Source organism: Agathobaculum sp. Marseille-P7918 (genome assembly GCF_964248325.1).
Taxonomy (GTDB): domain Bacteria; phylum Bacillota; class Clostridia; order Oscillospirales; family Butyricicoccaceae; genus Agathobaculum.
Genome location: NZ_CAXTXI010000002.1, coordinates 178,107 through 201,379, shown reverse-complemented (window position 1 = coordinate 201,379; position 23,273 = coordinate 178,107). Strand labels below are relative to the sequence as shown.

At 46.8% G+C, this 23,273-nt stretch carries 21 protein-coding genes; 10 read left to right on the top strand and 11 right to left on the bottom strand.

Going from position 1 to position 23,273, the window contains the following annotated elements; genetic code table 11:
- Positions 1-7 precede the first annotated feature (7 nt).
- A complete protein-coding gene (locus ACESSO_RS04375) occupies positions 8-889 on the bottom strand; it encodes a helix-turn-helix domain-containing protein (protein WP_373163826.1) in 882 nt (293 codons plus the stop codon).
- A gap of 177 nt (positions 890-1,066) precedes the next feature.
- On the opposite strand from ACESSO_RS04375, the gene ACESSO_RS04370 reads away from it, so the two are divergent.
- The 5 genes from ACESSO_RS04370 (at position 1,067) to ACESSO_RS04350 (ending at position 6,249) form a co-directional block, all read left to right on the top strand.
- A complete protein-coding gene (locus ACESSO_RS04370; protein WP_373163825.1) occupies positions 1,067-1,903 on the top strand; it encodes a helix-turn-helix domain-containing protein in 837 nt (278 codons plus the stop codon).
- Between the two features lie 318 nt (positions 1,904-2,221).
- Complete coding sequence (locus tag ACESSO_RS04365; RefSeq protein ID WP_373163824.1) at positions 2,222-3,646, top strand: MFS transporter; 1,425 nt, start codon at positions 2,222-2,224, stop codon at positions 3,644-3,646.
- Between the two features lie 25 nt (positions 3,647-3,671).
- Positions 3,672-4,493: a sugar phosphate isomerase/epimerase family protein gene (locus ACESSO_RS04360; protein WP_373163823.1), complete on the top strand. Its 822-nt coding sequence runs from the start codon at positions 3,672-3,674 to the stop codon at positions 4,491-4,493.
- A gap of 44 nt (positions 4,494-4,537) precedes the next feature.
- The gene (gene iolG, locus ACESSO_RS04355) at positions 4,538-5,548 is read left to right on the top strand and encodes an inositol 2-dehydrogenase (RefSeq protein ID WP_373163822.1); all 1,011 of its coding nucleotides are present in this window, start codon (positions 4,538-4,540) and stop codon (positions 5,546-5,548) included.
- Between the two features lie 119 nt (positions 5,549-5,667).
- Complete coding sequence (locus tag ACESSO_RS04350) at positions 5,668-6,249, top strand: AAA family ATPase (RefSeq protein ID WP_373163821.1); 582 nt, start codon at positions 5,668-5,670, stop codon at positions 6,247-6,249.
- A gap of 76 nt (positions 6,250-6,325) precedes the next feature.
- On the opposite strand, the gene ACESSO_RS04345 is transcribed toward ACESSO_RS04350, so the two are convergent.
- Complete coding sequence (locus tag ACESSO_RS04345; protein ID WP_373163989.1) at positions 6,326-6,604, bottom strand: winged helix-turn-helix transcriptional regulator; 279 nt, start codon at positions 6,602-6,604, stop codon at positions 6,326-6,328.
- Between the two features lie 192 nt (positions 6,605-6,796).
- On the opposite strand from ACESSO_RS04345, the gene ACESSO_RS04340 reads away from it, so the two are divergent.
- The 4 genes from ACESSO_RS04340 (at position 6,797) to ACESSO_RS04325 (ending at position 9,602) form a co-directional block, all read left to right on the top strand.
- Positions 6,797-7,198, top strand: a complete 402-nt coding sequence (locus ACESSO_RS04340; RefSeq protein ID WP_373163820.1) for a pyridoxamine 5'-phosphate oxidase family protein — start codon at positions 6,797-6,799, stop codon at positions 7,196-7,198.
- Positions 7,199-7,336: 138 nt separating this feature from the next.
- The gene (locus ACESSO_RS04335; RefSeq protein ID WP_373163819.1) at positions 7,337-7,963 is read left to right on the top strand and encodes a 4Fe-4S binding protein; all 627 of its coding nucleotides are present in this window, start codon (positions 7,337-7,339) and stop codon (positions 7,961-7,963) included.
- 27 nt (positions 7,964-7,990) lie between these two features.
- The gene (locus ACESSO_RS04330) at positions 7,991-8,773 is read left to right on the top strand and encodes a protein-ADP-ribose hydrolase (RefSeq protein WP_373163818.1); all 783 of its coding nucleotides are present in this window, start codon (positions 7,991-7,993) and stop codon (positions 8,771-8,773) included.
- On the top strand, positions 8,727-9,602 hold the full coding sequence (locus tag ACESSO_RS04325) for an NAD-dependent deacetylase (RefSeq protein WP_373163817.1): 876 nt from the start codon (positions 8,727-8,729) through the stop codon (positions 9,600-9,602). Before ACESSO_RS04330 ends, ACESSO_RS04325 begins: the two co-directional genes overlap by 47 nt.
- 63 nt (positions 9,603-9,665) lie before the next feature.
- Here ACESSO_RS04325 and ACESSO_RS04320 read toward each other — a convergent pair whose 3' ends face one another.
- Positions 9,666-10,004: a winged helix-turn-helix transcriptional regulator gene (locus tag ACESSO_RS04320; protein ID WP_373163816.1), complete on the bottom strand. Its 339-nt coding sequence runs from the start codon at positions 10,002-10,004 to the stop codon at positions 9,666-9,668.
- Positions 10,005-10,121: 117 nt separating this feature from the next.
- Here ACESSO_RS04320 and ACESSO_RS04315 point away from each other — a divergent pair, with 117 nt between their 5' ends.
- On the top strand, positions 10,122-10,757 hold the full coding sequence (locus ACESSO_RS04315) for an NAD(P)-dependent oxidoreductase (RefSeq protein ID WP_373163815.1): 636 nt from the start codon (positions 10,122-10,124) through the stop codon (positions 10,755-10,757).
- Between the two features lie 371 nt (positions 10,758-11,128).
- Here the strand turns inward: ACESSO_RS04315 and ACESSO_RS04310 are convergent, their stop codons facing one another.
- From ACESSO_RS04310 to hsdR, 8 genes are all read right to left on the bottom strand, one after another.
- Entirely contained in the window at positions 11,129-12,304 is a 1,176-nt protein-coding gene (locus ACESSO_RS04310) for a tyrosine-type recombinase/integrase (RefSeq protein WP_373163814.1), read from the bottom strand.
- Between the two features lie 211 nt (positions 12,305-12,515).
- Positions 12,516-12,704, bottom strand: coding sequence for a helix-turn-helix transcriptional regulator (locus ACESSO_RS04305; RefSeq protein ID WP_373163813.1), 189 nt, complete (start codon positions 12,702-12,704; stop codon positions 12,516-12,518).
- 89 nt (positions 12,705-12,793) lie between these two features.
- Positions 12,794-13,792 (bottom strand): integrase domain-containing protein, encoded by a 999-nt coding sequence (locus ACESSO_RS04300; protein ID WP_373163812.1) that lies wholly within the window; start codon positions 13,790-13,792, stop codon positions 12,794-12,796.
- 1,009 nt (positions 13,793-14,801) lie between these two features.
- Positions 14,802-16,232: a hypothetical protein gene (locus ACESSO_RS04295; RefSeq protein WP_373163811.1), complete on the bottom strand. Its 1,431-nt coding sequence runs from the start codon at positions 16,230-16,232 to the stop codon at positions 14,802-14,804.
- Between the two features lie 16 nt (positions 16,233-16,248).
- Positions 16,249-17,571, bottom strand: a complete 1,323-nt coding sequence (locus ACESSO_RS04290) for a restriction endonuclease subunit S (protein ID WP_373163810.1) — start codon at positions 17,569-17,571, stop codon at positions 16,249-16,251.
- Positions 17,571-18,989, bottom strand: a complete 1,419-nt coding sequence (locus ACESSO_RS04285; RefSeq protein WP_373163809.1) for an N-6 DNA methylase — start codon at positions 18,987-18,989, stop codon at positions 17,571-17,573. Before ACESSO_RS04285 ends, ACESSO_RS04290 begins: the two co-directional genes overlap by 1 nt.
- Entirely contained in the window at positions 18,986-19,618 is a 633-nt protein-coding gene (locus ACESSO_RS04280) for a hypothetical protein (protein WP_373163808.1), read from the bottom strand. The genes ACESSO_RS04285 and ACESSO_RS04280 overlap by 4 nt, the downstream gene beginning before the upstream one ends.
- The gene (gene hsdR, locus ACESSO_RS04275; protein WP_373163807.1) at positions 19,615-22,887 is read right to left on the bottom strand and encodes a type I restriction-modification system endonuclease; all 3,273 of its coding nucleotides are present in this window, start codon (positions 22,885-22,887) and stop codon (positions 19,615-19,617) included. Before hsdR ends, ACESSO_RS04280 begins: the two co-directional genes overlap by 4 nt.
- Positions 22,888-23,273: the final 386 nt, after the last annotated feature.

Below are 23,273 nucleotides of genomic sequence, written 5' to 3'. Positions count from 1 at the left end.
GTGTTGCCTATTGACAACACCCCGGCTGGTTAGTTGAGTCTGCTTGTTGTGTTTTGCGATAATTTTTGCGAAACTGTCCAGGAGAGATGCCTACATATTTGCTGAACAGTTTATTGAAGTGGCTTTGCGCATCGAAACCAACCATTTGCGCAATTTGTGAAATAGAATAGTCGGTGGAAATCAGGAGAGTTTGCGCTTCTCCTATCTTTTTGCGCAGTGCATATTGCATGGGAGGGTAGCCGAGCATGTCCTTGAACACATGCGAAATATAGGATTCGCTCATGCCTAATGCTGTGCTAATTTGCTTCATGGTAAGGGGTTCGAGATAATGCGTATCAATATAGTTTTGAATTTTATAACCCAAATAGTAATTGGGGTGTGGTTCCTGCGGCCGTTGTTCCGTGTGAATGACACGCCAGATGATTTCAAGAAGCGCCTGTGTTTCGTAATGGATCATGTATTGTGACCAGGCAGATGGGTGCTCAAAATGAGAAAGCATGATTTCACACAGGCAGATTACATCATCAAAACCCTGTGGTATATGAAACACGGGATTGATATTGGCTGGAATCAGCGCATTGGCGCACAAATGCGGTATTTGCAGATTGCCAACGGCAAAAAAGTAGTTTCCGATCTGTGCGTTGGCACTGGAAAGCTCATCGTGCACAACACCAGCATTATAGATAATGATATCACCCGGTCGGATCAGCTGGCGCTTGTCACCGATGAGGTATTCGCTGGTCCCGCTGTAAATGATACTGATTTCCACATGCTCTGCATGGGAATGTAAGATGCGAGGATAACTGCTGATCTCAGGCAGTACCTTTCCCATATAGTAGAGTTGCGGAAGATGCTCAGAATAGAAAATGGGAGATACCTGCTTTTTCATAAAGTGCTGAAGCATGAGTCGTTCCTTTCCCAATGGTGAAGATATGGCTTCTATTTTCTCATTATAAGGATTTTGTGAACTATATCTTTCAATATCTTGCGAAAATATTTGGATGTTCTTGCGATGGGCGCATGATTTGGCTATGATAAATTATATAGCGACAAAGGAGGGAGTAACATGTATACCGGTGCTGTTCCAACAGCGCAATTCGTTCACTTGCATTTTGTTGATGAAAAATATCACGAGCAGCATTCGCAGCTTTTACATAAGCATGATGACTCACTGGAATTGTTTTATGTGATGAAAGGGGAAGGGCAATATATTGTCGCAGGTAAAAAAATTTTCGTTCGTTCTGGTAATTTGGTGATTTGTAATGCGGGAATCATGCATGGGGAAGAACCGTTTCACCGACACAATATGGAAAGCTATTGCTGTGTTTTGAAAGGGGTTTCGCTGCAAGGGATGGCTCCCAATACGCTGAGCAGACCGGAGCAAAATCCGGTTTTACATTTTTCGAATGACCGGGCCGCAGTGGAGCATATCCTGCTTGCGCTTTATATATTGGATCGTCAGGATGCGGCTCATAAAGTGGCGTCGGGGCAACTGGCAAACGCTTTGCTGAGCATTGTTTATGAAAAATTGCATCGGAGACAGCAACCCAATATGATCGCAGACAAGAATGCAGAGGAATTCATTCAGAATATCATGCAGTATCTGGATACCCACTTTGTAGAACCGCTGCAATTGCAGGAGTTGGGAACGCGGTTTCATATCAGTCCGTTTTACCTTGCGCATATATTCAAAGCGGGAACAGGTATCTCCATGATGAAGTATATCATGTGCCGCAAAATCGGCGAATCGCAAAATCTTTTGATGAATACATCCCTTCCGATTGGTGTCATCAGCGAGAAACTGGGATTCAACGACCATTGCCATTTCAGCACGACGTTTAAAAAATATATTGGCATTACGCCGACACAATATCGACAACACTTCCGAAACTCGTCCAGCTGAAACTTATAGATGCAAAGAAGGTTCTCTAAAGGGGGGACCTTCTTTTTATTATGAGCCATGAGCTACTTAATTGCTTCCGATCATCGACTACAGTGAGAAAGATGATTGCTTTGTCTATTTTGGCTAAACCTAATGAGGTGTTTTTATCATCCAAAGCAAGAATCTAAACATGCAAAGCAAAAAAGCTGTGATCAGACCGGAGAAAACAAGCAAGAATATGCTAACGCAGTTGAGACGGCATTCAATATAATTAGGATCATGAACCATTCATGAATGAGAGAGGGTAACAGAACGCAGAAAAGAAAGGAAGCGAAAGGCATGGAAAGCAACGCTGCAAATCTTACAATTGACAGCGCAAGCACTTCGGAGAGAAGCGGATTTGTCAAGATCCCTTGGATATCCCGTATTGGCTATGGCTTGGCAGACAGCTCTTGTAATATTGTATACGGCATGATCAATACCCTGCTGACGTTGTTTTACACGGATTACGTTGGTATTTCGTTTGTAACCGTTGGTTTGGTGATGCTGATCTCCCGTTTTTTTGACGGAAGTTCGGACGTTATTATGGGTGTGCTGGTAAGTAAGACCCGTTCCCGCTGGGGGCGATCGCGTCCGTGGCTGCTATGGACGGCACTACCATATGTCATTACATCTGTAGCATTGTTTACTGTACCGCAGACTGCGGAAAGCCTGCAATTCTGGTACATCTTCGTGACTTATAATCTGTGCACCACAGTTTGTTACACGGCGATCAATGTGCCGCTTGGCTCTTTGTCAACCATGATGACCCGTGACTCCCATGAGCGTGATCTGCTTTCGACGGTACGCATGGCGCTGGCACCGGTCGGACGTTTGATTTCGGTTACTTTTACGATGCCGGTGGTGCGGCTTTTTGGCAACGATCAGGCGGCATGGGTAAAAGCAATGTCGATGTGGTGCGCGATTGCATTTGTGTTGCTGATCTTCAGCTTTGTCACCTGCAAAGAGCATGTACAGGTGCCTGACGCAACCGTGCAGAAGGCATCTGGCGGCTTCAAACGAAATTTCCTTGCACTAGTCAAAAATCCGTATTTTTGGGCAACGCTGATCCTTTGGACAATCACCTGTGTGCATTCCACACTGGTTGGCACTGATCTGCCATACTATTGTAAATACATATTCGGTAATGACACATGGATGTATAGCTCGCTGTACCTTGCAGAAAACATTACTTTGATTGTCGGCGCAATGGTTTGCCCGCTGCTGTTGGGAAAATTCAACAAGCGGGATTTGTCACTGGCCGGTGCGATTCTGGCGGTTGTAGGCCATCTGTTGTTCTTGTTCAACCCAATGAGCTATGAATGGGCAATGGCGGTAACCATCATTCGCGGTATCGGACAAGCACCGCTGACTGCACTGGTATTCGGCATGATGGGCGATGTGATCGAGTATGGCCAGTGGAAGTTCCACATCCGTCAGGAATCTTTGGTGTTTGGCGGTGGCTCGCTGGGCTTTAAGATCGGCACGGGCTTAACCAGCGCGTTGATTAGTGTGCTGCTCACCAGTGCGGGTTATCTCAGCTCGACAACCGGCGGTGCAGTACAGCCCGAAAGCGCCAAGCAAATGATTATTGCGATTTACAAATTCGGCCCAGCCATCATTTGGGGCATTGCCGTTGTCGTTCTGATCCTATACAAGTTGGATAAGATCTATCCTAAGGTAATGGCGGATCTGGCGGAGCGGGAAGCAAGAGGAGAAATGTAACCGACGGACAGAAGGAGTGTTTGATATGAAAGATATCAAAATCGGCGCCTGCGACTGGGGACTGCCGGGGAACGGATTGTATGCCACGCAGATTGCGGCAGAGGTAGGGCTGGACGCGCTGTCATTGAAGATCGGTCTGTACGAATCCGATTATCCGCTGACGCAGCCGGAAATGCAGAAAATTTACCTAAGTGAGCAGCAGAAATATGGCATTGAGTACTGCGCGATCGCGCTCAATGATTTCGACAACATTCCCATGCACGCCCGCAAGGGGACGAAAGAATACGACATTGTCTGGAATCTGCTGGGACGCGCCGTGCAGACGGCGCGGGTGCTCGGTGTCCCGATCATTCAGGTGCCCGGTTTTGCCGCAAGCGAGGTGAAAACGGAAGAGGACATGGAGCATTCGGCCCGCGCGCTGCAGTACCTGTGCGATACGGCAGGCGAGTATGGCATTTCGGTTGCTGGTGAAAACGTGATGAATCCGGAAGAATTCCACAAGCTGCACAGCATGGTGGACCGTAAAAATTTCTATCTGTATTTCGATAGCCAAAATTATTATCTCAACCGCGGCTATCGGGAAACCGATATCTTGGAGGGCTTGTTCCCGCTGATGTGCAATCAGCTGCATGTCAAGGATGGCGCCAAAGGTGCGCTGAGCGGCAGCTTGCTTGGTACGGGCGAAAGTGGATTTTTCGAAACCGTGGCATGGTTGGACCGCCACAGCTTTACCGGATACATCCTGCTGGAGAATTACTACGATCAGCTGCCGCTGCGTACGCAGGCAGAAAACCCGTATGATCTGCTGCGGGAGGATATACGGATCTTGAAGAAAGCAATTAGCTAAAATAAATCTATGACAAAAGTGTATCAATTGAAAGGAGAAACAACATGAAAGTAGCAGTAATCGGTGCGGGACGTATTGGACGTGTCCATGTTGAGAACATTTGCATGGCAGTGCGCGAAATGGAGATTAAGACGGTTGCCGATCCGTACTTTAATGCGGAGGGGGAGGCGTTCGTCAAGGGCTTTGGCATTCCGAATGTGACCAAGGACGTTGATTCCATCTTCACTGACCCGGAGATCGAAGCGGTTCTCATTTGCTCCTCTACCGACACGCATGCCGACCTGATCCTGAAGGCGGCGGCAGCCGGTAAGCATATTTTCTGCGAAAAACCGGTCGATCATGACGTAGCGCGGGTTCGTATGGCGCTCGAAGCGGTCAAGAAAGCGGGCGTAAAGATGCAGATTGGCTTTGTCCGACGTTTTGACCACAATCATCGTGCTGTATATGATGCGGTTCGCGCCGGTAAAATCGGCACCCCGCACATCTTGCGCATCAGCTCCCGCGACCCGCAGCCGCCTACGATCGAATATGTGCGCCGCTCGGGTGGCATCTACTATGACATGATGATCCACGACTTTGACATGATCCGTTTCCTGGCGGGCTGTGAAGCAACCGAGGTTTATGCCAAGGGCACGGTGCTGGTGGATCCGGCGATCGGTGCGGAAGGCGACGTGGATACCACGATCGTTACGCTGACCTTTGAAAACGGCGCGATCGGCGTGATTGACAACAGCCGCCAGGCTGTATACGGCTATGATCAGCGTTTGGAGGTGTTCGGCTCCGAGGGCGCGGTACAGGATGAGAACGATATCCCCAATACGGTTGTGGTTTCCCGCGCGGACGGCACTTCTTATGGTACCGCATATCAGGTCATGTGGGATCGCTATACGCAGGCGTTTATTGATGAGATGAAGGCGTTTGCGGATGCGGTGATGAATGACAAGGTGCCGCCGATTACCGATCTGGATGGCCTGTATCCGGTGTTGATGGCAGCTGCAGCAAACAAGTCGCTGAAAGAAGGCCGCCCGGTCAAGATCTCTGAGGTGGATGTATAAGCTGGGCTCAGAAAATGCTGCAATCTCCTTCATATAATGGGGCGTGGGCGGAGTTGTGATGCTTCGCCCATATTCCATATCTACTTACATAAGATTAGCAAACAGAAAGGCGTGTTAAAATGGATAACTTTGTTGTTACGATCAGCCGCGAATATGGTTCTGGCGGACATGACATTGGAAAACAACTGGCGGAATTGCTGCAGATCCCGTTTTATGACAAGGAAATCGTTGAGCTGACAGCGCGTAAGCATCCAATTGATGCGCAGAGATTGAGCGAAATGGAAGAGGACTCGAAACTGCCTTTCAGCTTAATTCAGGCATTTGGACCACTTTCCGAATCGGATGAGCAACTATTTATTCTCCAATCACAGACGATTTTAGAGCTGGCGCAGTCGAGCTGTGTGATTGTTGGACGTTGTGCAGACTTCGTTTTGCGTAATCATCCAAAGCGGTTTAGCTTCTTCCTCTATTCCGGCATGAAACAGCGCGTGGAACATATGAAGCGAAAGCCCGGCTTGTATAAGGCGAGCGACCCGATGCAACAGGCAATTCGTATGGACAAACGGCGGGCAGCATATTATAAATATTATACAGGTCAGGAATGGGGACAGCCTGCGAACTACCATCTCTGTGTGGATACGGGAATGCTTGGCCCAAGGACTGCAGAGTTGTTAAAGACTTTTATCGAGTTGAAGAAGTAGCGATATGGCAGGCGCATTGCCCGTTTGCATGCAAAAAGATCGGGACAGGTTTACTTGAAATCTGTCCCGATCTTTTTTAACCGTATTGTGCTTGATATCCTTCGCCCCAACGCCGCATGGCGTCCAGAATAGGGTTTAGACTCCTACCCAAATCCGTCAGGCTGTATTCGACCCGAGGGGGTACTTCTGCATATACCTTTCGGCTAACTAGTCCCTTTGCTTCCATATCACGCAGCTGGGCAGTCAGGACTTTTTGTGAAACGCTGCCAATGGATTTTTTCAGTTCCCCAAACCGACGCGTTCCCGGCATCAGGTCGCGCAAAATCAGCACTTTCCATTTGTCCCCGATTAGCATAAGCGTTGTTTCCACCGGGCAGGCAGGTAGTTCCTTCGCAGCTTGTATCAAAGCGGTCTCCTCCAATAGTATATTTTAGGTAACTATGGCACAATAAAGTGCTTACTTTACAATTCTTCTCTACGGACCTATTATAATCCTGTAAGCAGGAGATTGCAAGATCTCATATCTATTTTGACAGGAGGCTTTACAATGAAAGAAGTAGTTGCATTTTTGCAGGAGAATCCGGTTCAGTATCTGGCAACCGTCGGTAGGGATGGGAAGGCGAAATGCCGCCCCTTCATGTTCGCCGGCGAAAAGGATGGGAAGATCTGGTTCTGCACCAATAATCAGAAGGATGTTTATAAGGATATGCAGGCAAATCCATATGTAGAGCTTTCTGTCGCCAGCCCTACCTACGCTTGGATTCGTCTGCACGGCAAGGCGGTGTTCGAGAACGATATGGCAGCTAAGGAGATGTGTCTCCAGAACCCCATCGTCAAGAGCCAGTATCAGACTGCGGACAATCCCATTTTTGAGGTGTTCTATTTGGCAGAGGCGCACGCGGTTATTGCGGATTTCTCCGGCAACCCGCCGAAAGAGTACAATCTGTAAGTATAAAAGCGTGCGCCTTTCAGGAAGCTGCGGCTGTACTGGCCTGTAGCGGCGCTGTTGGTGAAAAAACGAAGAAAGCTGCCCGGCGCTTTGCGGGGCAGCTTTCACCTATTTGAATTGCAATGAGGTGCGTTTGCCGTGACAACACAAGAAATTTTGACAACCCTGCAAAAGGATATCCACTCTACGGTATTTGCCACGCTCGACGGAAATGGCTTGCCCCAGACCTGTGTCATCGACCTGATGCTCTGCGATGAAGAGGGGCTATACTTTTTGACCGCCCGCGGCAAGGCGTTTTATACGCGGCTGATGGAGCACCCCTTTGTGGCGCTTTCCGGTATGAAGGGTGGGGACACTCTGACGACGGTGGCGGTTTCGGTGCGGGGTGCGGTCCGGAACATCGGGAAAGGGCGCTTGGAGGAGATTTTTGCGCAAAACCCTTATATGGAAAAGATCTATCCCACGCGGCAAAGCCGGGAGGTGCTGGAGGTATTCCAGATTTATAAAGGGGTTGGGGAGTATTTTGACCTGAGCCAGCTTCCACCGTACCGGCAGGGCTTTTCCTTTGGCGGGGAAGCCGTGCAGGAAAGCGGCTACCGCATCCGCGAAGACAAGTGTATCGGGTGCCAAGGCTGCCGCCATGTCTGTCCTGTGGGATGTATTTCCAATACTGTCCCACGGCGGATTGATCCGGCGCATTGCATCCATTGTGGAAACTGCCTGCGCACCTGTCCGGTTGGAGCGGTGTACAAAGTAGGGGATTGACTATACTGCTGATAGGGGAATGGCTTTATGAACCGTTTGGAACAGATCCGATTTTTGAATGAATATCTGCTGGGCGAGATGCCTGTGTATCGGGAACAGGCTGGGAGCTTCCCGGCAGACGAGCAATCGCAGCGGCGGCTGCTGCGCAGCCTGATGAATGTCCGCCCGCCCAAGCCGCTTGCTGAAGCCTTCCTCTCCGTGCAGGATGCGCTGCTCGCGGCGGAGCGGGAGGAAAAGGGCATCGTAGATGCGGCTGCGCTGCCGGAACGTCTCGGCCATCCGGGCATTTCCCTCTGGCAGGGGGACATCACCCGGCTCAAGGTGGATGCGATTGTCAACGCGGCCAACAGTGCGCTGCTGGGCTGCTTTGTCCCGTGCCATGGATGTATTGATAATGCCATCCATTCAGCCGCGGGGCTGCAGCTGAGGGAAGCGTGCAGCCGTTTGATGCAGCAGCAGGGGTATCCCGAGCCTACCGGGCAGGCTAAAGTAACCAAGGGCTACAACCTGCCTGCCAGATATGTGCTGCACACAGTGGGGCCGATCGTGCAGGGGCATGTAACGCAGCGGGACAGGGAACTGCTCGCCGCTTGCTACCGCTCCTGTCTGGGGCTGGCCGCGGCGCAGGGGCTTGCCAGCGTGGCATTCTGCTGTATTTCTACAGGGGAGTTCCACTTCCCCAATCAGGAAGCGGCCGAAATTGCAGTGCAGACGGTTGAACACTTCCTGCAAACCCCTACTTCCATCCGAAAGGTGATTCTGAATGTTTTCAAGGATTGTGACGCAAACATTTATGCCGACTTGCTCTGACACGCTTGTGCGGGCAAAGCGGGCGCTGGAGCAAGCCGATGCAGTTCTCATTGGAGCCGGTTCAGGCCTGTCCACCTCGGCGGGACTGACGTATTCCGGGACGCGTTTCCAGGAGCATTTTGAGGACTTTATCCGTAAGTACGGTATCCATGACCTGTATTCCGGCGGGTTTTACCCATTTGAAACGTTAGAGGAATATTGGGCCTGGTGGAGCCGCCATATTTGGATCAATCGGTACGAAAAGGCACCCAAACCGGTTTATGAAGAACTGCTTAAGCTGCTGCGCGGCAAAGAATACTTTGTGCTGACCACCAATGTAGATCATCAGTTCCAGTTGGCAGGCTTTGATAAAAAGCGATTGTTTTACACACAGGGCGATTATGGACTGTGGCAGTGCAGCAAGCCTTGCTGCCAAAAAACATGGGAAAATGAAGACATGGTGCGGCGTATGGTGGCCGAGCAAAAAGAGATGCGCATCCCCAGCGAGTTGATCCCCCACTGTCCCAATTGCGGCAGTCCAATGACGATGAATTTGCGCAGTGATGACACCTTTGTGCAGGACGAGGGCTGGTATGCGGCATGTTCCCGCTATGAGGATTTCCTGCGGCGATATCAGGGGCGTCGCGTGGTGCTTCTGGAATTGGGTGTGGGCGCCAATACACCAGGCATCATCAAGTACCCGTTCTGGAAAATGGCCGCACGGAATCCCAATGCAACCTATCTCTGCATCAATTTGTCTGAAGCATACGCTCCAAAGGAGATTGTGCGCCAGTCTATTTGCATGGATGGTGATATTGGAAATATCCTGTGCCAGCTTGACAAAGGCTAGGCTTAGATGTCCAAAGAGAATTGTACAGTGGTTTTTACCCTGTCTTTCTGAAAGGAAGAGTGTTCACATCACGTTTTGCTCTTGTTCATATTCTCTTGCCCATTTTTCCAGTGCTTCCAGAACAGGGATGAATTTGCGCCCGATTTCTGTTAGAGAGTATTCTACGCGGGGCGGCACCTCGCGATATACTTCACGATGTATTAAACCGTATTGTTCCAGCATACGCAGTTCTTTTGTCAAGTTCGCCTCCGTAACTTGCGGCATTTGACGTTTGAGCTGACTGAAGCGAAGTGTGTTGTCACAAAGAAAATAGATGATAACCATGCTCCATTTACCGCGAATGATTTTCTGTACATTTGCCACCGGGCAATTTAAAATATCAAGTCCCTGAAACTCTTTCATACTTACCTCTCATACTACCGTTTTTAATAGTACCTACTTTTAAATATGGTACTTGATAAAAATTATTGTACATCCTATACTCATTCATGTAAACCCGAAAATGGATGGAGTGGTACTATGAATGTTTTAGTTTTCGGTGCATCTGGTGGGATTGGAACGTGGGTGGTTCATTATGCGTTGCAAAACGGACATCGCGTTACGGCATATGTCAGGCATCCTGAAAAAATGCGGCAACACAATGAAAACCTGACGGTAGTGCAAGGAGAAATTACGGATCAAGGAAAGATCACGGATGCTCTTGCCGGTCAGGACGCGGTCATTTGGTGCGTAGGGATTCCTATGAAGTGGAAATATCCTGCAATGCAGTCGTTGGAGGGGCATAGGATTTTAATACAAGCGATGCAGAAGCGTGGGGTGAAAAGGCTGATTGACTGGGGGACGCCCAGTATTCGCTCTGCGCGGGATAAAAAATCGTTTGTGACTGTAGCGCCAGGTATTCTTGCGGGACTTATCTTCCCACAAGCAAAGAGGGAGATGGTCGCGATTGGGAAACTAATTGAGGCATCTGATCTGGATTGGACGATTATTCGCTTTATGGCTCCGAAAAATATTCACTATACCGGTAAAGTCAAAGTAGGGTTTGGGGATACAAAATTGAATTTTGGCGTTTCCCGTGCGGATATTGGAGCTTTTATGGTGGAACAACTGGGGAGTAGTCGCTTCGTTGGCGCAATGCCCATAATCGGAAGTTAAAAATGAATAGCCGATGACTCTCTTTATACGAAGAAAGAGGTGCTGCGGTAATGTTCATTATGTAATGAGATGATTTGACGACAATTGTGACGACAAACAGGAAATAAGCAGCGGAATCCACTTGGCCATATTGTCAAAAATATTTGATGAAGGCGGATGAAATAGGTCTATATGGATAAAAAACATCATAAAATACGGGATTTTGGCAATTCAAATCCCTGACTCTCCGCCAGAAATTCGTACTTTTTTGAAAGAAAAAGTACGAATTTTTTTATTTTCAGAGAGAATATAAAACATTTTGGGAAAATAAAAAATAAAGTGCTGCAATCGTGCTGCAATTAGCTGTTTTTATATTAAAATGAAATACTGATTTACGGCAGAAAATTCATGTTTGCAGCCAACTTCTCCATGCGATCTGCGCTGGCCTTCTGCATGGCCGTACTCGTGTGAATATAAGTACGAAGCGTAAAGGATGCATCATAGTGGCCAAGGTTTGTCTGCACTGTCTTGATATCGTCACCATTTTCCAGCGAGATCGTCGCGAATGAGTGACGCAGGGTATGAAGCTTGTAATCAGGCAGACCGTTTTCGATCAGCGCTTTTTTCAGATGTTTATAAACTGTGCGGCGATTGAGCGGGCCACCGAGTTCGTTAGTGAATACAAGATTAAGACGGTTTTCCCAAAGTGGGCCAACGGCCATACGATCTTTCAACTGCTTACTATGTTGCGCACGCAGAATCGCCATTACTTTAGGTGCAAGGATGATGCGGCGCTGCTTCTCTTCTTTGGGAATTTTGAGATAATAGCCATCCTTATCACGACCAGGCTTTTTCATCAGCTGTGCGCCAACAAAGATGCTGTTGTTGTTAAAATCAATATTTTCCCAAGTCAGACCCAACATTTCAGATGCGCGTAAACCAGAAAAAATATCGAAGAGATACAACAGACGGCGGGGAAGAGGATCGATAATCTGCATAAAGTGATCCAAGTCTTCCGAAGCAAAAACCTTGAGCTCCTTTTTAACGGCTTTCGGCAGGTCACAGTGAGAGGAAACATTGCGAACAAGAATCTCGTCGTGGATTGCGGCTTCCAGAATACGATGCAGCAAACCGTGAATATTATGAATCGTCTTTGGCTTCAGAGTCGTTTTCGCAACTAAAGATGATATAAAGGCTTGTACTTCGCGATGCGTCAGTTCGGTTAATTTCCTTCTACCGAAAGCAGGAAGAAGATGTGCATCCAGTATTTTTTGATAGCCATACACTGTATTCGGGGAAATCATAGGAGAGCGCATCATCATAAACTCAGCTGCATACTCCGCAAATGTAATCTTGCTGGGTTCCTGAAAAGTCTGGTTGTCAATACTTGTGGTTGCCTGACGAAGCTTCTCGGCAACCTCCTTTTGCGTCTTGCCGTAAATCGTATGCCGACGCAGCTTTCCGGTTTTGGGATCGCGGCCAGATGTATATTGTGCAGCCCAAAGGCCGTCTTTCTTTTTGTAAATCGTGCCGCTACCGGATTCGCGTTTTTTACTTTTGCGTGCCATAGTGGTTCGATGCTCCTTTCCGGCACATACTGCTCCAATCATATCTATATTATAACACAACGGCGAGCAAAAAGAAAACGGATGTTCGTATGCTCGCCGCTGCATTTTTTCTCGTTGCTGATGTGATGTGTTTTTTCGCGCAATCTTTCAACAATGGAAGGAGGCAGTTGTGCAAAGTGAGGGTGAGGGATGTAAAAGCGAACGGAAGAGGTTATTTCACAGGGGTGTTCTTAGACTGTTGATTGATCCATTCGTAAAACTGGTTCTGCAAAACCACCATGCGCTTTCCGATGGTGATTGTGGGAAAATCTTCGCGGTGCATAAGCTCATATGCAGCACTGCGGCTGATACCGAGCAACTGAGCGATATCGCTGGCGTTAAACGTAATTTTATCAGACATGAGGGGTAACTCCTTTCTGTGACAAGAGATGCGATTATGGCCATTCTCGCGCCTCTGTGATGGTGCTGGTGAAGGATGCTCAGGGTGGTTTAGTTGAGCATCCACAGATAATTGTGAACGACGACATTGGACCGGCTATGACCAAGCGAGGCAGATACACGAAGCAAAGCGCGCCGATCCCATGTATGGCCAGCTTTGTCAATATAGCGGGAAGGAAGGTTTTTTCCGTTTTCCATCGTCCGTTCGTGAACCGGAATATCTGCAATAGGACGGGCAAATGCCTGATACATTTCAGCAGCATACAGTGCGCGAATCCCGTGAATGTTGATGTCGTTCGGAATGTGGGAGCAGATCGGCGTATGCGCTTCTGTGTGAGACAGAATATCCATCAGTTCGGCCTCATACCGGGGTAGGATCTCGATTGTGCGTTCGCGGCCACCTTTTGTGTGAACATTGCTTTCATCCGGATGCATATGATGAGCTTTGTTCGCTCCGGTCAAATGGCAGACCACACCATTCTTGGTCCAAATGAAATTTTCCGGCCTTATCTGCCGCGCTTCGTCTTTACGCAGACCGGTGATGCGGCACAAGCGCAAAATGGCGGCCAGATTCTCATTCCGGTTCTCTTCGCATTTGGAAATCTGCTCCTGATATACCTGTTCAGAGTAGTAGCGGCAACGTGTCGCATCTTTAGGCTGTACGATCGGGCGTTCGCTGTGAATGTCATTCATTGTACAGTTGTGCAGAAAGGCCAAAGCAGCGGTATAGGTCTTGATCGTGGACGGAGACAATTTCCGGTCAATCAGAGACTGAATGCAATCATGGTCGTACTTGCGTTTATGTGCGGGCTTCAGGCGGGTGCAGTCTGGATGCGTTTCCTTCATCCATTTTGCGTACCGTGTGGCAATGCGTGCATAATTGTCGATAGTTGTATCCGCATGCAGCAATCCGCTGGATTTGCGAGTGCTGCCAGAAGCAATCGCTTCTTGACGCAGTTCATGCTTGCTAATGCCTTTGCCAATGCAGGACATCAACCGATCCTGACAGGCGCGTGCAAACGGAGTACCGACAGAATCTACTATATTCATGGAAACCTCCTGTTTCCGGCGTGTCATAATGGCACTGGGTTAAGTGGACGTGCTTTCGAACGCTCTGCGGGAAAACGAAAACAATGAGGAGCGCTACTCAGAGTTTTCGTATGGGGTGGCATCTCGTCTTGCGACGCCTGCAAACAGCATTCACATGAATAGGTTCCATGCGGTAAAGCTGCCGATGCCGTGCCGTTAAAACAACCACCGGCATGTATGCTGATGATTCAGCAATGCCGATTGAGAGGGAAAAGCGCGGAGAGCATCCATCCAGACCTCTTTCAAATGAAGGAATCCATTCGGTATCGGGTCATTTCTGTCATGCTCGAAGTACTGGGAATTATGGTGAGTGGGTAGCACCTTCTGCTGAAGCTACCGATCGATTATCGAAAGGCTTATGTGCGTCAGCAAAACGATGCCCGAAAACAACGTCCGAACAGGTTATTTCTTTGCTTCCGATGGTCGCACGAAATAACCTGTTCTTTTTTTACGCTGCTTGCATTAAAACAGCAGCGTACAGGGAGGTCTCCTTGCAAAGGGAAATAAAAAAAGCGAAGATGCCTGTGGCATTTTCGCTTTCTTTCAAACGGTTTCGTTCCGCGCGGACGATACCGTTTCCCTATGTGGCTCAGCTATAGCATATCTGCTATGCTTCAAGCGTCTCATGTGTGATAGTATTCACCCAAGTGGGCACATAGTTTTTCTCCTTTTTCTCAAATGTAATATTGCTATCTATATAAAAAAACACACCTATCCTTAGATAATAAGATAGGTGTGTTAATGGTATTAAATGATAGTAAGGCTTCGTGGCCTTAACGATTACTTATAGCTTACCTAAAGTATAAAATGCAATAGAGAGATTGTCAACCCAATCATTAGCCCTGTAATATTTCTGTAATATTTCTATCATAAATTCGAAAAAATGTTCGAATTTTGATCGATTACATAGAAATTTATTTAAAAAAGTATAATGATATAAGTTTCAACACATAGTTTCAACAAATATGTATTATTTGAATTCGATTCTTGACATCCGTACTTCAGGAACCCCACATCGATATAAAAATAGTGCAATGTGGTTTGGGTTTGGACATTTTGGACCCAGCATAATGGACTTCACTTTTAATGCTTTATTTAGTTCGCAATACAGTCTTGGAACAACTTCACCCGGACGTGGCGAAGGATATACATTTGCAAACTGAGGTAGACTACTGCTGAAATGTCGGATCTCAGCCTCGTATTCATAGAATATAGGCTTAATATAGTATTTTATTTGCGCTATCACCTCTTTTGCGTAATTGATGATAACCGGTTTTTGATGGGTTCTAATATACTCTTTTAATGTTTGAATTGCATTGCCTGCTTGTGCGTTCAGATTGGCATCCGAACTGATATACAAAACATCGTGGAAATCATCAGATTCTGCTATTTCAAACTCAATGCGGCAACCTGTTCCATTTGCTCCGTACTGTACCCACAACGGAAGACGCTCTTCTTCGTCCTTTGTCAAAGATAAAACATATGTATCTTTGGGGTGTAGAATATTATCTATTTTTTCCGAATCTGAGCTTGTCGTTTCGTCAAAATACTGGCCTTCTTTAGGGTCATTTAAATATTCTGCATTTCCCATGAACATTTTTATTCCGATATTTCCATCTTCAAAGCTTTCTTTTGACTTGGTTAGCATTTGGTACAAGGCATCCAAGGAAGTATAGTGGTATGCATTTCCGGGATATGGTGTGAAAGCTTCTCTGCATTGAGCCTCTATGTTGTCGATAGTATTGAATTCTTGATAGATGTCAGGAGCCTGCCTTGGTTCAACATCTTTTAGCAAAGTAAGTTTATAAAAGGCTTTTTTGTCGGAAGCATCTTTTAACTTTGGAGTTTTAACCATTTCTGTGGCTGAGATATTTAGGAGCAATCGGTAGGGGTTTACAAAAGAAGATTTCCAAAATTCTAACAACTCCATAACATTGTGGGTCTCTATCTGATAAAAGAAATACAAACAGAAATAAAATATTTTATATGCAACTTTTAATCGTGTAGCATTTCCTGTAGCATTTAATACTACTTCATTTGGCCAGCAATCGGGTTGGATTAGCGGTTTAAAGAAAAATTGAAAGATTTCATCAACCTTTTCGCAAGAAACAGAAGAATTCAGGTCCTTCTCATTAAACCATAACGAGTTCTTACTCTTTGAAAGTTGATGTTCTACCCATGCAATATAACGAGCGGCCCAGTGATCCTTATAGAATACGTTCTTTTCAGTTTCTGCGGGTATAGATACAAAAAGTCTGGTCAATATAAAGCACATTTCTGCGTTAGAAACGCCCTGTTTGGAAAGAAATGATTCTTTTGCATAACCTAACATAGCGCATACAAAGTCAATAACATCCAAATCTGTTTCAGAGTAGGAATTCGTTTTCGGATTTATAAACATGGATTACACCTCCATTTCAGTTTTCTTGCAACACTTGTCGCACTAATTCCACTGCGCTCTCTTCACTGGGGTCATTGGTGCCCAGCTCGCCGCGGAAGGCGCGGGCGAGGATGGATTTTTTGATGAGGTCGATCTGCTCCAGCACTCTTTCGGTAGATTCTTTGGCCTGCTGCTCTTTAGCGAGGAGATGGTCGAGGATACGAACTATTTCGGCTTGTTCATCTAACGAACAAACCGTAATTGGAGCCGTTTTTATTTTGCTTAGTGTTAATCTTGTTATGGCGTTTCCTGACATATTATTGATCATCATTGCTTTTGTTTTGGATGAGTTGAGATTATATACCATATACTTAGCCATAATTTGTTTTTTGTCAGGCCGCAATACAGCAACAGAAGAAAGTAAAGAGAACGGCTCTTCAATGGTATTTACTGTCGCTATTCCAGTAGTCGCTCCATCTTTTATGTAAAGCACATCTCCATATTGCACATCACAACGACTATATATTTCATCATGTACCTCTTTGGAGACAAATGTAATATTGGTTAAATCAATTCCGATTTCCTTAATGTTTTTTGCCGTTACATACATGTACTCGCCAGTTGGCGTATTTACCGGGCTGTGATGTGTTCCATCTGTAATTTTTAGGCACGCATCTTTGAAAGTGACTGTTCTCCAACTCTCCATCCCCACACCGTTCTCTTTTCTCCACCGGGCGGTGAGTTCGCCGATAAAGGCTTTGTGGAGAATGGCGGCTTTGCGGGTTTCGAAGCTGTCCAGTGCCTCCTGCACCTTTTGTTTTGCCTCGTCCAGCTTGGCAAACAGGCTTTCAATGCGGTCAACAATGCGTTGTTGCTCTGCAAGAGGGGGAAGAGGAATCGCATACTGGTCAAACAGTGGGAAATGTCGGCGATAACCCATATTGGGGATATTAACATTTTGAAATGCATAATAGAACGCTTTTGTATTAAAAAACTGCTTTGGTTTTAATACTTTAACACCATCAGCACCTTGGACAAAAGGAAAATCAATGTATTTTATGCATCTTGTATGGTCACCAAAGATAATAACGGGTAACTGGCCACTAAAAGCCATTTCGCTATCATTGGTATAACCTCCTACTAAGTCTTGTCCTTGGTCAATAATAGCAATATCTCCATCTTGTATATACTCTTTTTGGGGGATTTTCTTTTTACTGTCAGTGCAGTTATAGAAAGAGTCAAGCAAACGAACCCAACACCAATTTGTTGGCACCTTGTACGGCTGCTCGCTCTCCGGCACCAATGCCGCCTGTAAGCGCTCTTCTGGTGTCAGATTCTCTTTTTTCTTTGCTCGCGCCATCAGTTCTGTACCTCCAGCGCCCGCAGCTCCTTTACTACGCTCATCAGCAGATCAACGGCTTCTTCCAGATTGGCGGCGGCCTCTTCGGCACTCTCTGCCGGATCGGGCAGATCGCTGTAGTCCAGCACTGAGTCATCACGAATCAGGCCCAAATCCAGACTGTTGCCCTTTTCGGCAATCTGTTCCCGCGTGAATACGCTCCACCGCTCGTCCTCTACCGCGCGGCGATCTTCTGCTTCATAGGCTTTCTCAAAGTCTGCAAAATGCTCGGTTTTCAGCGGAGTGGTCTTGCCGAAACTGGGCATATTGGTGCGCAGGTCATAGAACCAGACCTCTTTGGTGTTGCCCTTGTCGCTCCTGCCCCGGGTGAAAAACAGCACGTTGGTTTTGACGCCTTGCGCATAAAAAATACCAGTTGGCAGACGCAAAATGGTATGCAGATTGCACTTGTCCATTAAGTCGCAACGAATTTTCTCGCCGTCACCGTCAGCAAAAAGTACATTATCAGGCAACACAACAGCGGCTCTGGCTTTGCCATTGGCCTTCAAACTGCGATAAATATGCTGGAGAAAGTTGAGTTGTTTATTGCTGGTGGAAAAGGTGAAATCATCACGCGTGGCACGCTCACCGCCTTTTTTCGTGCCAAAGGGCGGATTTGTCAGCACCAGATCGAAGTCATGCAGTTGCTTGCCTTGGTTGGATAGTGTGTCGGCAAGCAAAATCTGTCCGTCGATACCGTGCAGCATGGCATTCATCAGCGCAAGCCGATGGGTGTCGTGTACCAGCTCACAGCCAGTGAACGCTTCTTCCCGTTCAAATTTCGCTTGATCGGCGCTCAGATCATAGAATTCATCGGTATGATCCTTGACGTACTGATAAGCAGCAATCATAAAACCAAAAGTACCACAAGCAGGGTCGTTGCATCGCTCGCCCGGCTGGGGTTTCATGAGCCGAGTCATTACGTCAATCAACACGCGGGGCGTAAAATATTGACCTGCACCCGATTTCTTCTCGTTCGCGTTTTTTTCGAGCAGTCCTTCATACAGATTGCCTAACCCTTCCTCTCGGGCGGAGTACCAGTCCAAACCGTCGATGGTGGTGATGATCTTTTCCAGATTTTTTGGCTCGTCAATGTTGGTGGCAGAGCCTTGATAGATCTCCCGAACTCGTCCGGTGCAATCTTCTCCCAAATGGGTAAGCAGTTCTTTATAGAACTTCTTCAACTCAATGCCGCTTTTGGAGGTGAGTTGGTCCCAGCGATAGGCGGCGGGGATTTGGCTTTCCGCGCCGGTCTCCTTCGCCATCTTCAAAAACAGAATATAGGTAAGCTCGGTGACATACTGATGATAAGTAATGCCATCATCCCGTAGCACGTTGCAGAGATTCCAGAGCTTGGACACAATTTCTTGGGTGGTCATGGGTTGTCCTCCTGTGGTTGATATGAGCTCTCGTCTTGTGGAGAAAACCCATAATAATAATTATAAAAAATTTCTTTTGTTTTTTGTAAAATGACAGAGTGATTTTCCATCATTCGAGCAATCAACTGATCAATCTGGATACGACCAAGATAAAACTTCTTCGTATGCCCGTTAATATAGATAATGTGATCTGTAACACCTATGAAAAAGTCGGAAAGAAAGGCGTATGGGTTTTTAGCTTTTTTTTGGGCTGTGCCCTTTCCCTGAATATAATTTCGCTCGTGCTCGTTGATATTACGCCAGTACCGTATCTGCTCTTGCTCAGCTTTTGTGACGACAGCACTCAAAATATCTGTTAGTGAAGCATCGTTGTGCTGTTGCATCTTATCTTGTAGCAGATCCAAATAGTTGATCGCTTGATATATCGCCGTGATTAGGAACATGCTTTCCGCTCGCAGTAAACTGCTGGTTTCATTTTGATCCCACGGTTCATTTCCCTCATTTGGCATCTCAACTGCGTTCAAGAAGCGCTTAAATTGCCACAGACTTGCATTCCACCACTGTGCGGTGCGCAATGCTAATTCACCAATGCGTTGCTCTTCGGTTTTTAATATTCCATGCTCTGTCAAGCGCTTCTTCCTCCATCATCATATAGATACTCGTTTAGTTCCAGCACGATGCTTTCCAGTTTGTTTTGGAAAATACGATCAATCTTTTTGAATCCGCCCTCATTTTTGAATCGAGAATCCTCGTCAAAAACGCCCACATTGAGCACCGATTCCTCCATGAGGTATTTTTCCATGCGGCCAATCCACTTTTGTTCAATGGCAGTGAATTTGTGGGCCTTTTTCAGCTTGTCCACCGCCCGACGGATACGTGCTTCGTGACTGATAAGCGTGGATCCAATCGCATATCGACGGATGAGGCTGATGATATCTGCCGCCATCTCTTCATTGGTAAGTTCGGATATAGCAGTGTTAAGCTGTTGTGTGGTAAAGCCTTCCCGGTCCAGCGTTAGCCTTAAATCCTTCAGGCCCTCTCTGGTCAGTTCTTTGGGCCGGGTGCAAACAATATTCAGTGCAGCAATTTCGTTAATATGCGTCTTTACATAATCCGCAAAGGCATCCAGATAATCTTCCGGGCGGCTGCCGGAACCATAACCACGGGTATGACTAACCAGTTCATCCGGCGTGTCTGAAATGACTATCGGACGGCCACCATTGGCTCGTGTTTCCCCAAGCAGTTCAAAGAGGGCGCGCTGACTTAAAATGCGATCGCGAGCTTGCTGGGACGTTTCCGTTTGTAATTGCTGGATAAACTGCGTAGGATCCATACCGTTGGTCATGCTGATGAAATGCTCCATAGTTGTGCTATCCAGATTTCGTTTTTTGCGCTGGAGCTTGGCGATGATCTGGTCAATCTGGTATTCTATCTGCTTTTCATCCTCCAGCACATCAAGACCGTCCAGAAGTTGCCCAAAGGATGCAGATGGATTTGCAACCACTGGCTTCATGGTATTAACCTTTTCCAGTGATTCATAAACGCCAACAGGATCGTAAATCTCAAAATGTGTCTTATGAATCTTAGGACACAAGCGAGTGGCGCGGCCCAGCATCTGCTCGAACAGAATACGGGATTTCACTCGGCGGAGAAAAACCAGATTAGTAATCTCCGGCACATCGATACCTGTTGTCAGCAAATCCACAGTAACTGCAATACTGGGGTACCGTTCGTTTTTGAACCGCTTAATGGCTTCCTGTACTTTTTTAGGGTTGCCGCCGCCGACACTGCCGGTAATTTTCTTAATTGCATCGTTGTCAACACCATATTCGGCATAGATATTCTTCAGAATATCCACAATCATGTCAGCATGTTGATCATCCACAGCATAGATAAGCGTTTTACCCTGTTCCTCCGGATTCTCGGGATCAATGTCCTTCGCAATTTCGGCCAGAACCGCCTCGTTAAATGGGCGAGTGATGACTTTCTTGTTAAACTGCTCTACATCGAAGTCCAGTTCATCGTTCAGCAGCTCGCTATTGGTGATCTCACCGGTTACTGGATCGTAAATTGCAACCGTATCGCCTGATTTATAATGAATTCCGTTCCGGCTCAGTTCTGTTTCAATATGGTGGGGCGCATCGTGATCTACCAGATAGCCCTCAATAACCGCTTCCCGGTAGGTATATTTGAAGACCGGTTGACCAAAAATTTCGGTAGTTTGGAGGGCCGGGGTAGCGGTCAAAGCAATTTTCGCTGCATCAAAATACTCGATTACGCTGCGATATTTGCTCTGATAGTCTCTTTGATCCCGATATAGCAGTTCGGTGTCTCCCATTTCCTTGTCCAGAAGGTAGCCCCGGTGGGCTTCATCCACAATGATCAGGTCATAATCGCTGACCGCGGGCATAGTGTCCCCGTCATTGTAGAGAATGCGTTTCACCATTCCCTGTACGGTTGCAACCTGAATACGGGTTTCTCGATCGATTTCTTTATCGTCCAGACCTTTAATGTTATAAATATCTGCCAAAGGCATCAGTTCTTCTAACTTTACTTCTTTGAATACATCCAACGCCTGCTCGCCCAGTGCGGTGCGATCGACTAAGAAAAGGATGCGCTTAAATCTACCAGTCTTCAAAAAACGATAGATCATGCCCAGCACCGTCCGGGTCTTGCCGGTACCGGTGGCCATGGCCAACAGAGCTGTATTTTTTCCGTCCATAATGGCCTGTTCCGCTGCCTGGATGGCACGCAACTGATAATCTCGGAGGTTTAATCCGCCTTTGTCGCGCAGTAAATCAAAAGACATCTGTTGTAATGCCTGATTGCCTGCATCGATATCTTTGCTGAGCAGGTCCAACAGGTTTTCAGGGCTCATCCATCCGCGGAGGGGTCTGGATATGTTAGATGGATTGCGAAGATCCAAAAACCAAATACCGGACTTGGTTTTGAACTGCTCCAAATAAGGCCGTCCATTAGTGGCAAAGGTGAATGGAACTTTATAAGTACCCCAAGTTCCAATTTGATATTGTTTATCTTCTGCCCGAATGTTGCGGGGATAGTCTTTCCCTTGGTAATCAATTACGGAAGGAATATCTATATGCTTTGCTTTCGCTTCGATGATACCAACAAGTTGCAGACCAATAAATAGTGCGTAGTCGGCACGCCCATGATTCCCTACTGTGGAATCGGTAGGCCATTCGGCAATCGCAAGATTGCGCCCTTTGACGGGACGAGTGCCTTTGGAGTAACGCAGATTTTCGGTATCCGCTTCCCAGCCAACTTGACGAAGCTGTTGATCGATAAGGTAGCGTGTTTCTGCTTCAGTTTTTGGGCGCTGGCTCGCTGTTTGGCTGGCTCTCTGGCGGCGGCTATCTCTGGAGACAGTTTCTGCCTGTGCGGCTTTTTCTTCTGCTTCTTGCATCAAGCGGGTTTCGATTTGCGCTTCAGCTGCTTTATTTATATTTTTCTCTTCTTGTACGTCTTGTACAGGAGTGGGCATTACAAATTCGTGATGCTGATAGTTCCAGTCTCCATAAGTCTGCATGAACCATTCGCACAGGCTATATGCCATAGGCAATAGCGCCATGCTATCTGATACAGAAGAGTAGTTTTCATGAACCGCCTTGTTGCGTATTTTTCGAAGAGTATGCAGAATATCTACCAAATCCTGCGTCAGCAAGCCTTCGCGATAGAGGGTATCAATCCGCTTGACTGCTGTATTATCTGCTGGAAGTGGAATTCGATCGTATGTAAACATGAGGTTGACGATAGTTTCACCGATCATTCCTAATTTCATCAAGCATGAGTTGGAGTCGTTGTAACAGTATTTTTCTGCTAAGTGGCCAAAGTTTGCCAGAACAGGAAAATCTCTTTCTAAAAATGTAAAGTTAGCCATGTGATCGGCTCCTTCTCGTTAACCGGAATAGTGTGCCTTGCCCTGAAGAATGAAGAACTAATGCTTATTTGAATTTATGTTATTATTTTACCACGAAATGTAAGTGATCATCAATGGAGAGATAATGTTAGATAGAAAAACCATAGAGAAAGATGAGGCGCTTACTACGGGTTTTACGATGAGACGCTTTAATACGGTTATTATTGTAGTTTTGATGCAAAAAGCCCCCACATATCGATGTGGGGGCTCTGAATTTTAAGCAAGACCTGTTCATACGGGGGCGCCGGGAACAGTGAAATCCTGCAATGAGCAATGAGATTCATTCGTTATCGCCATGTCAACGTGTTGCTCATACCACGGACTGTTGAGCCGTCTTGGCGAACGGA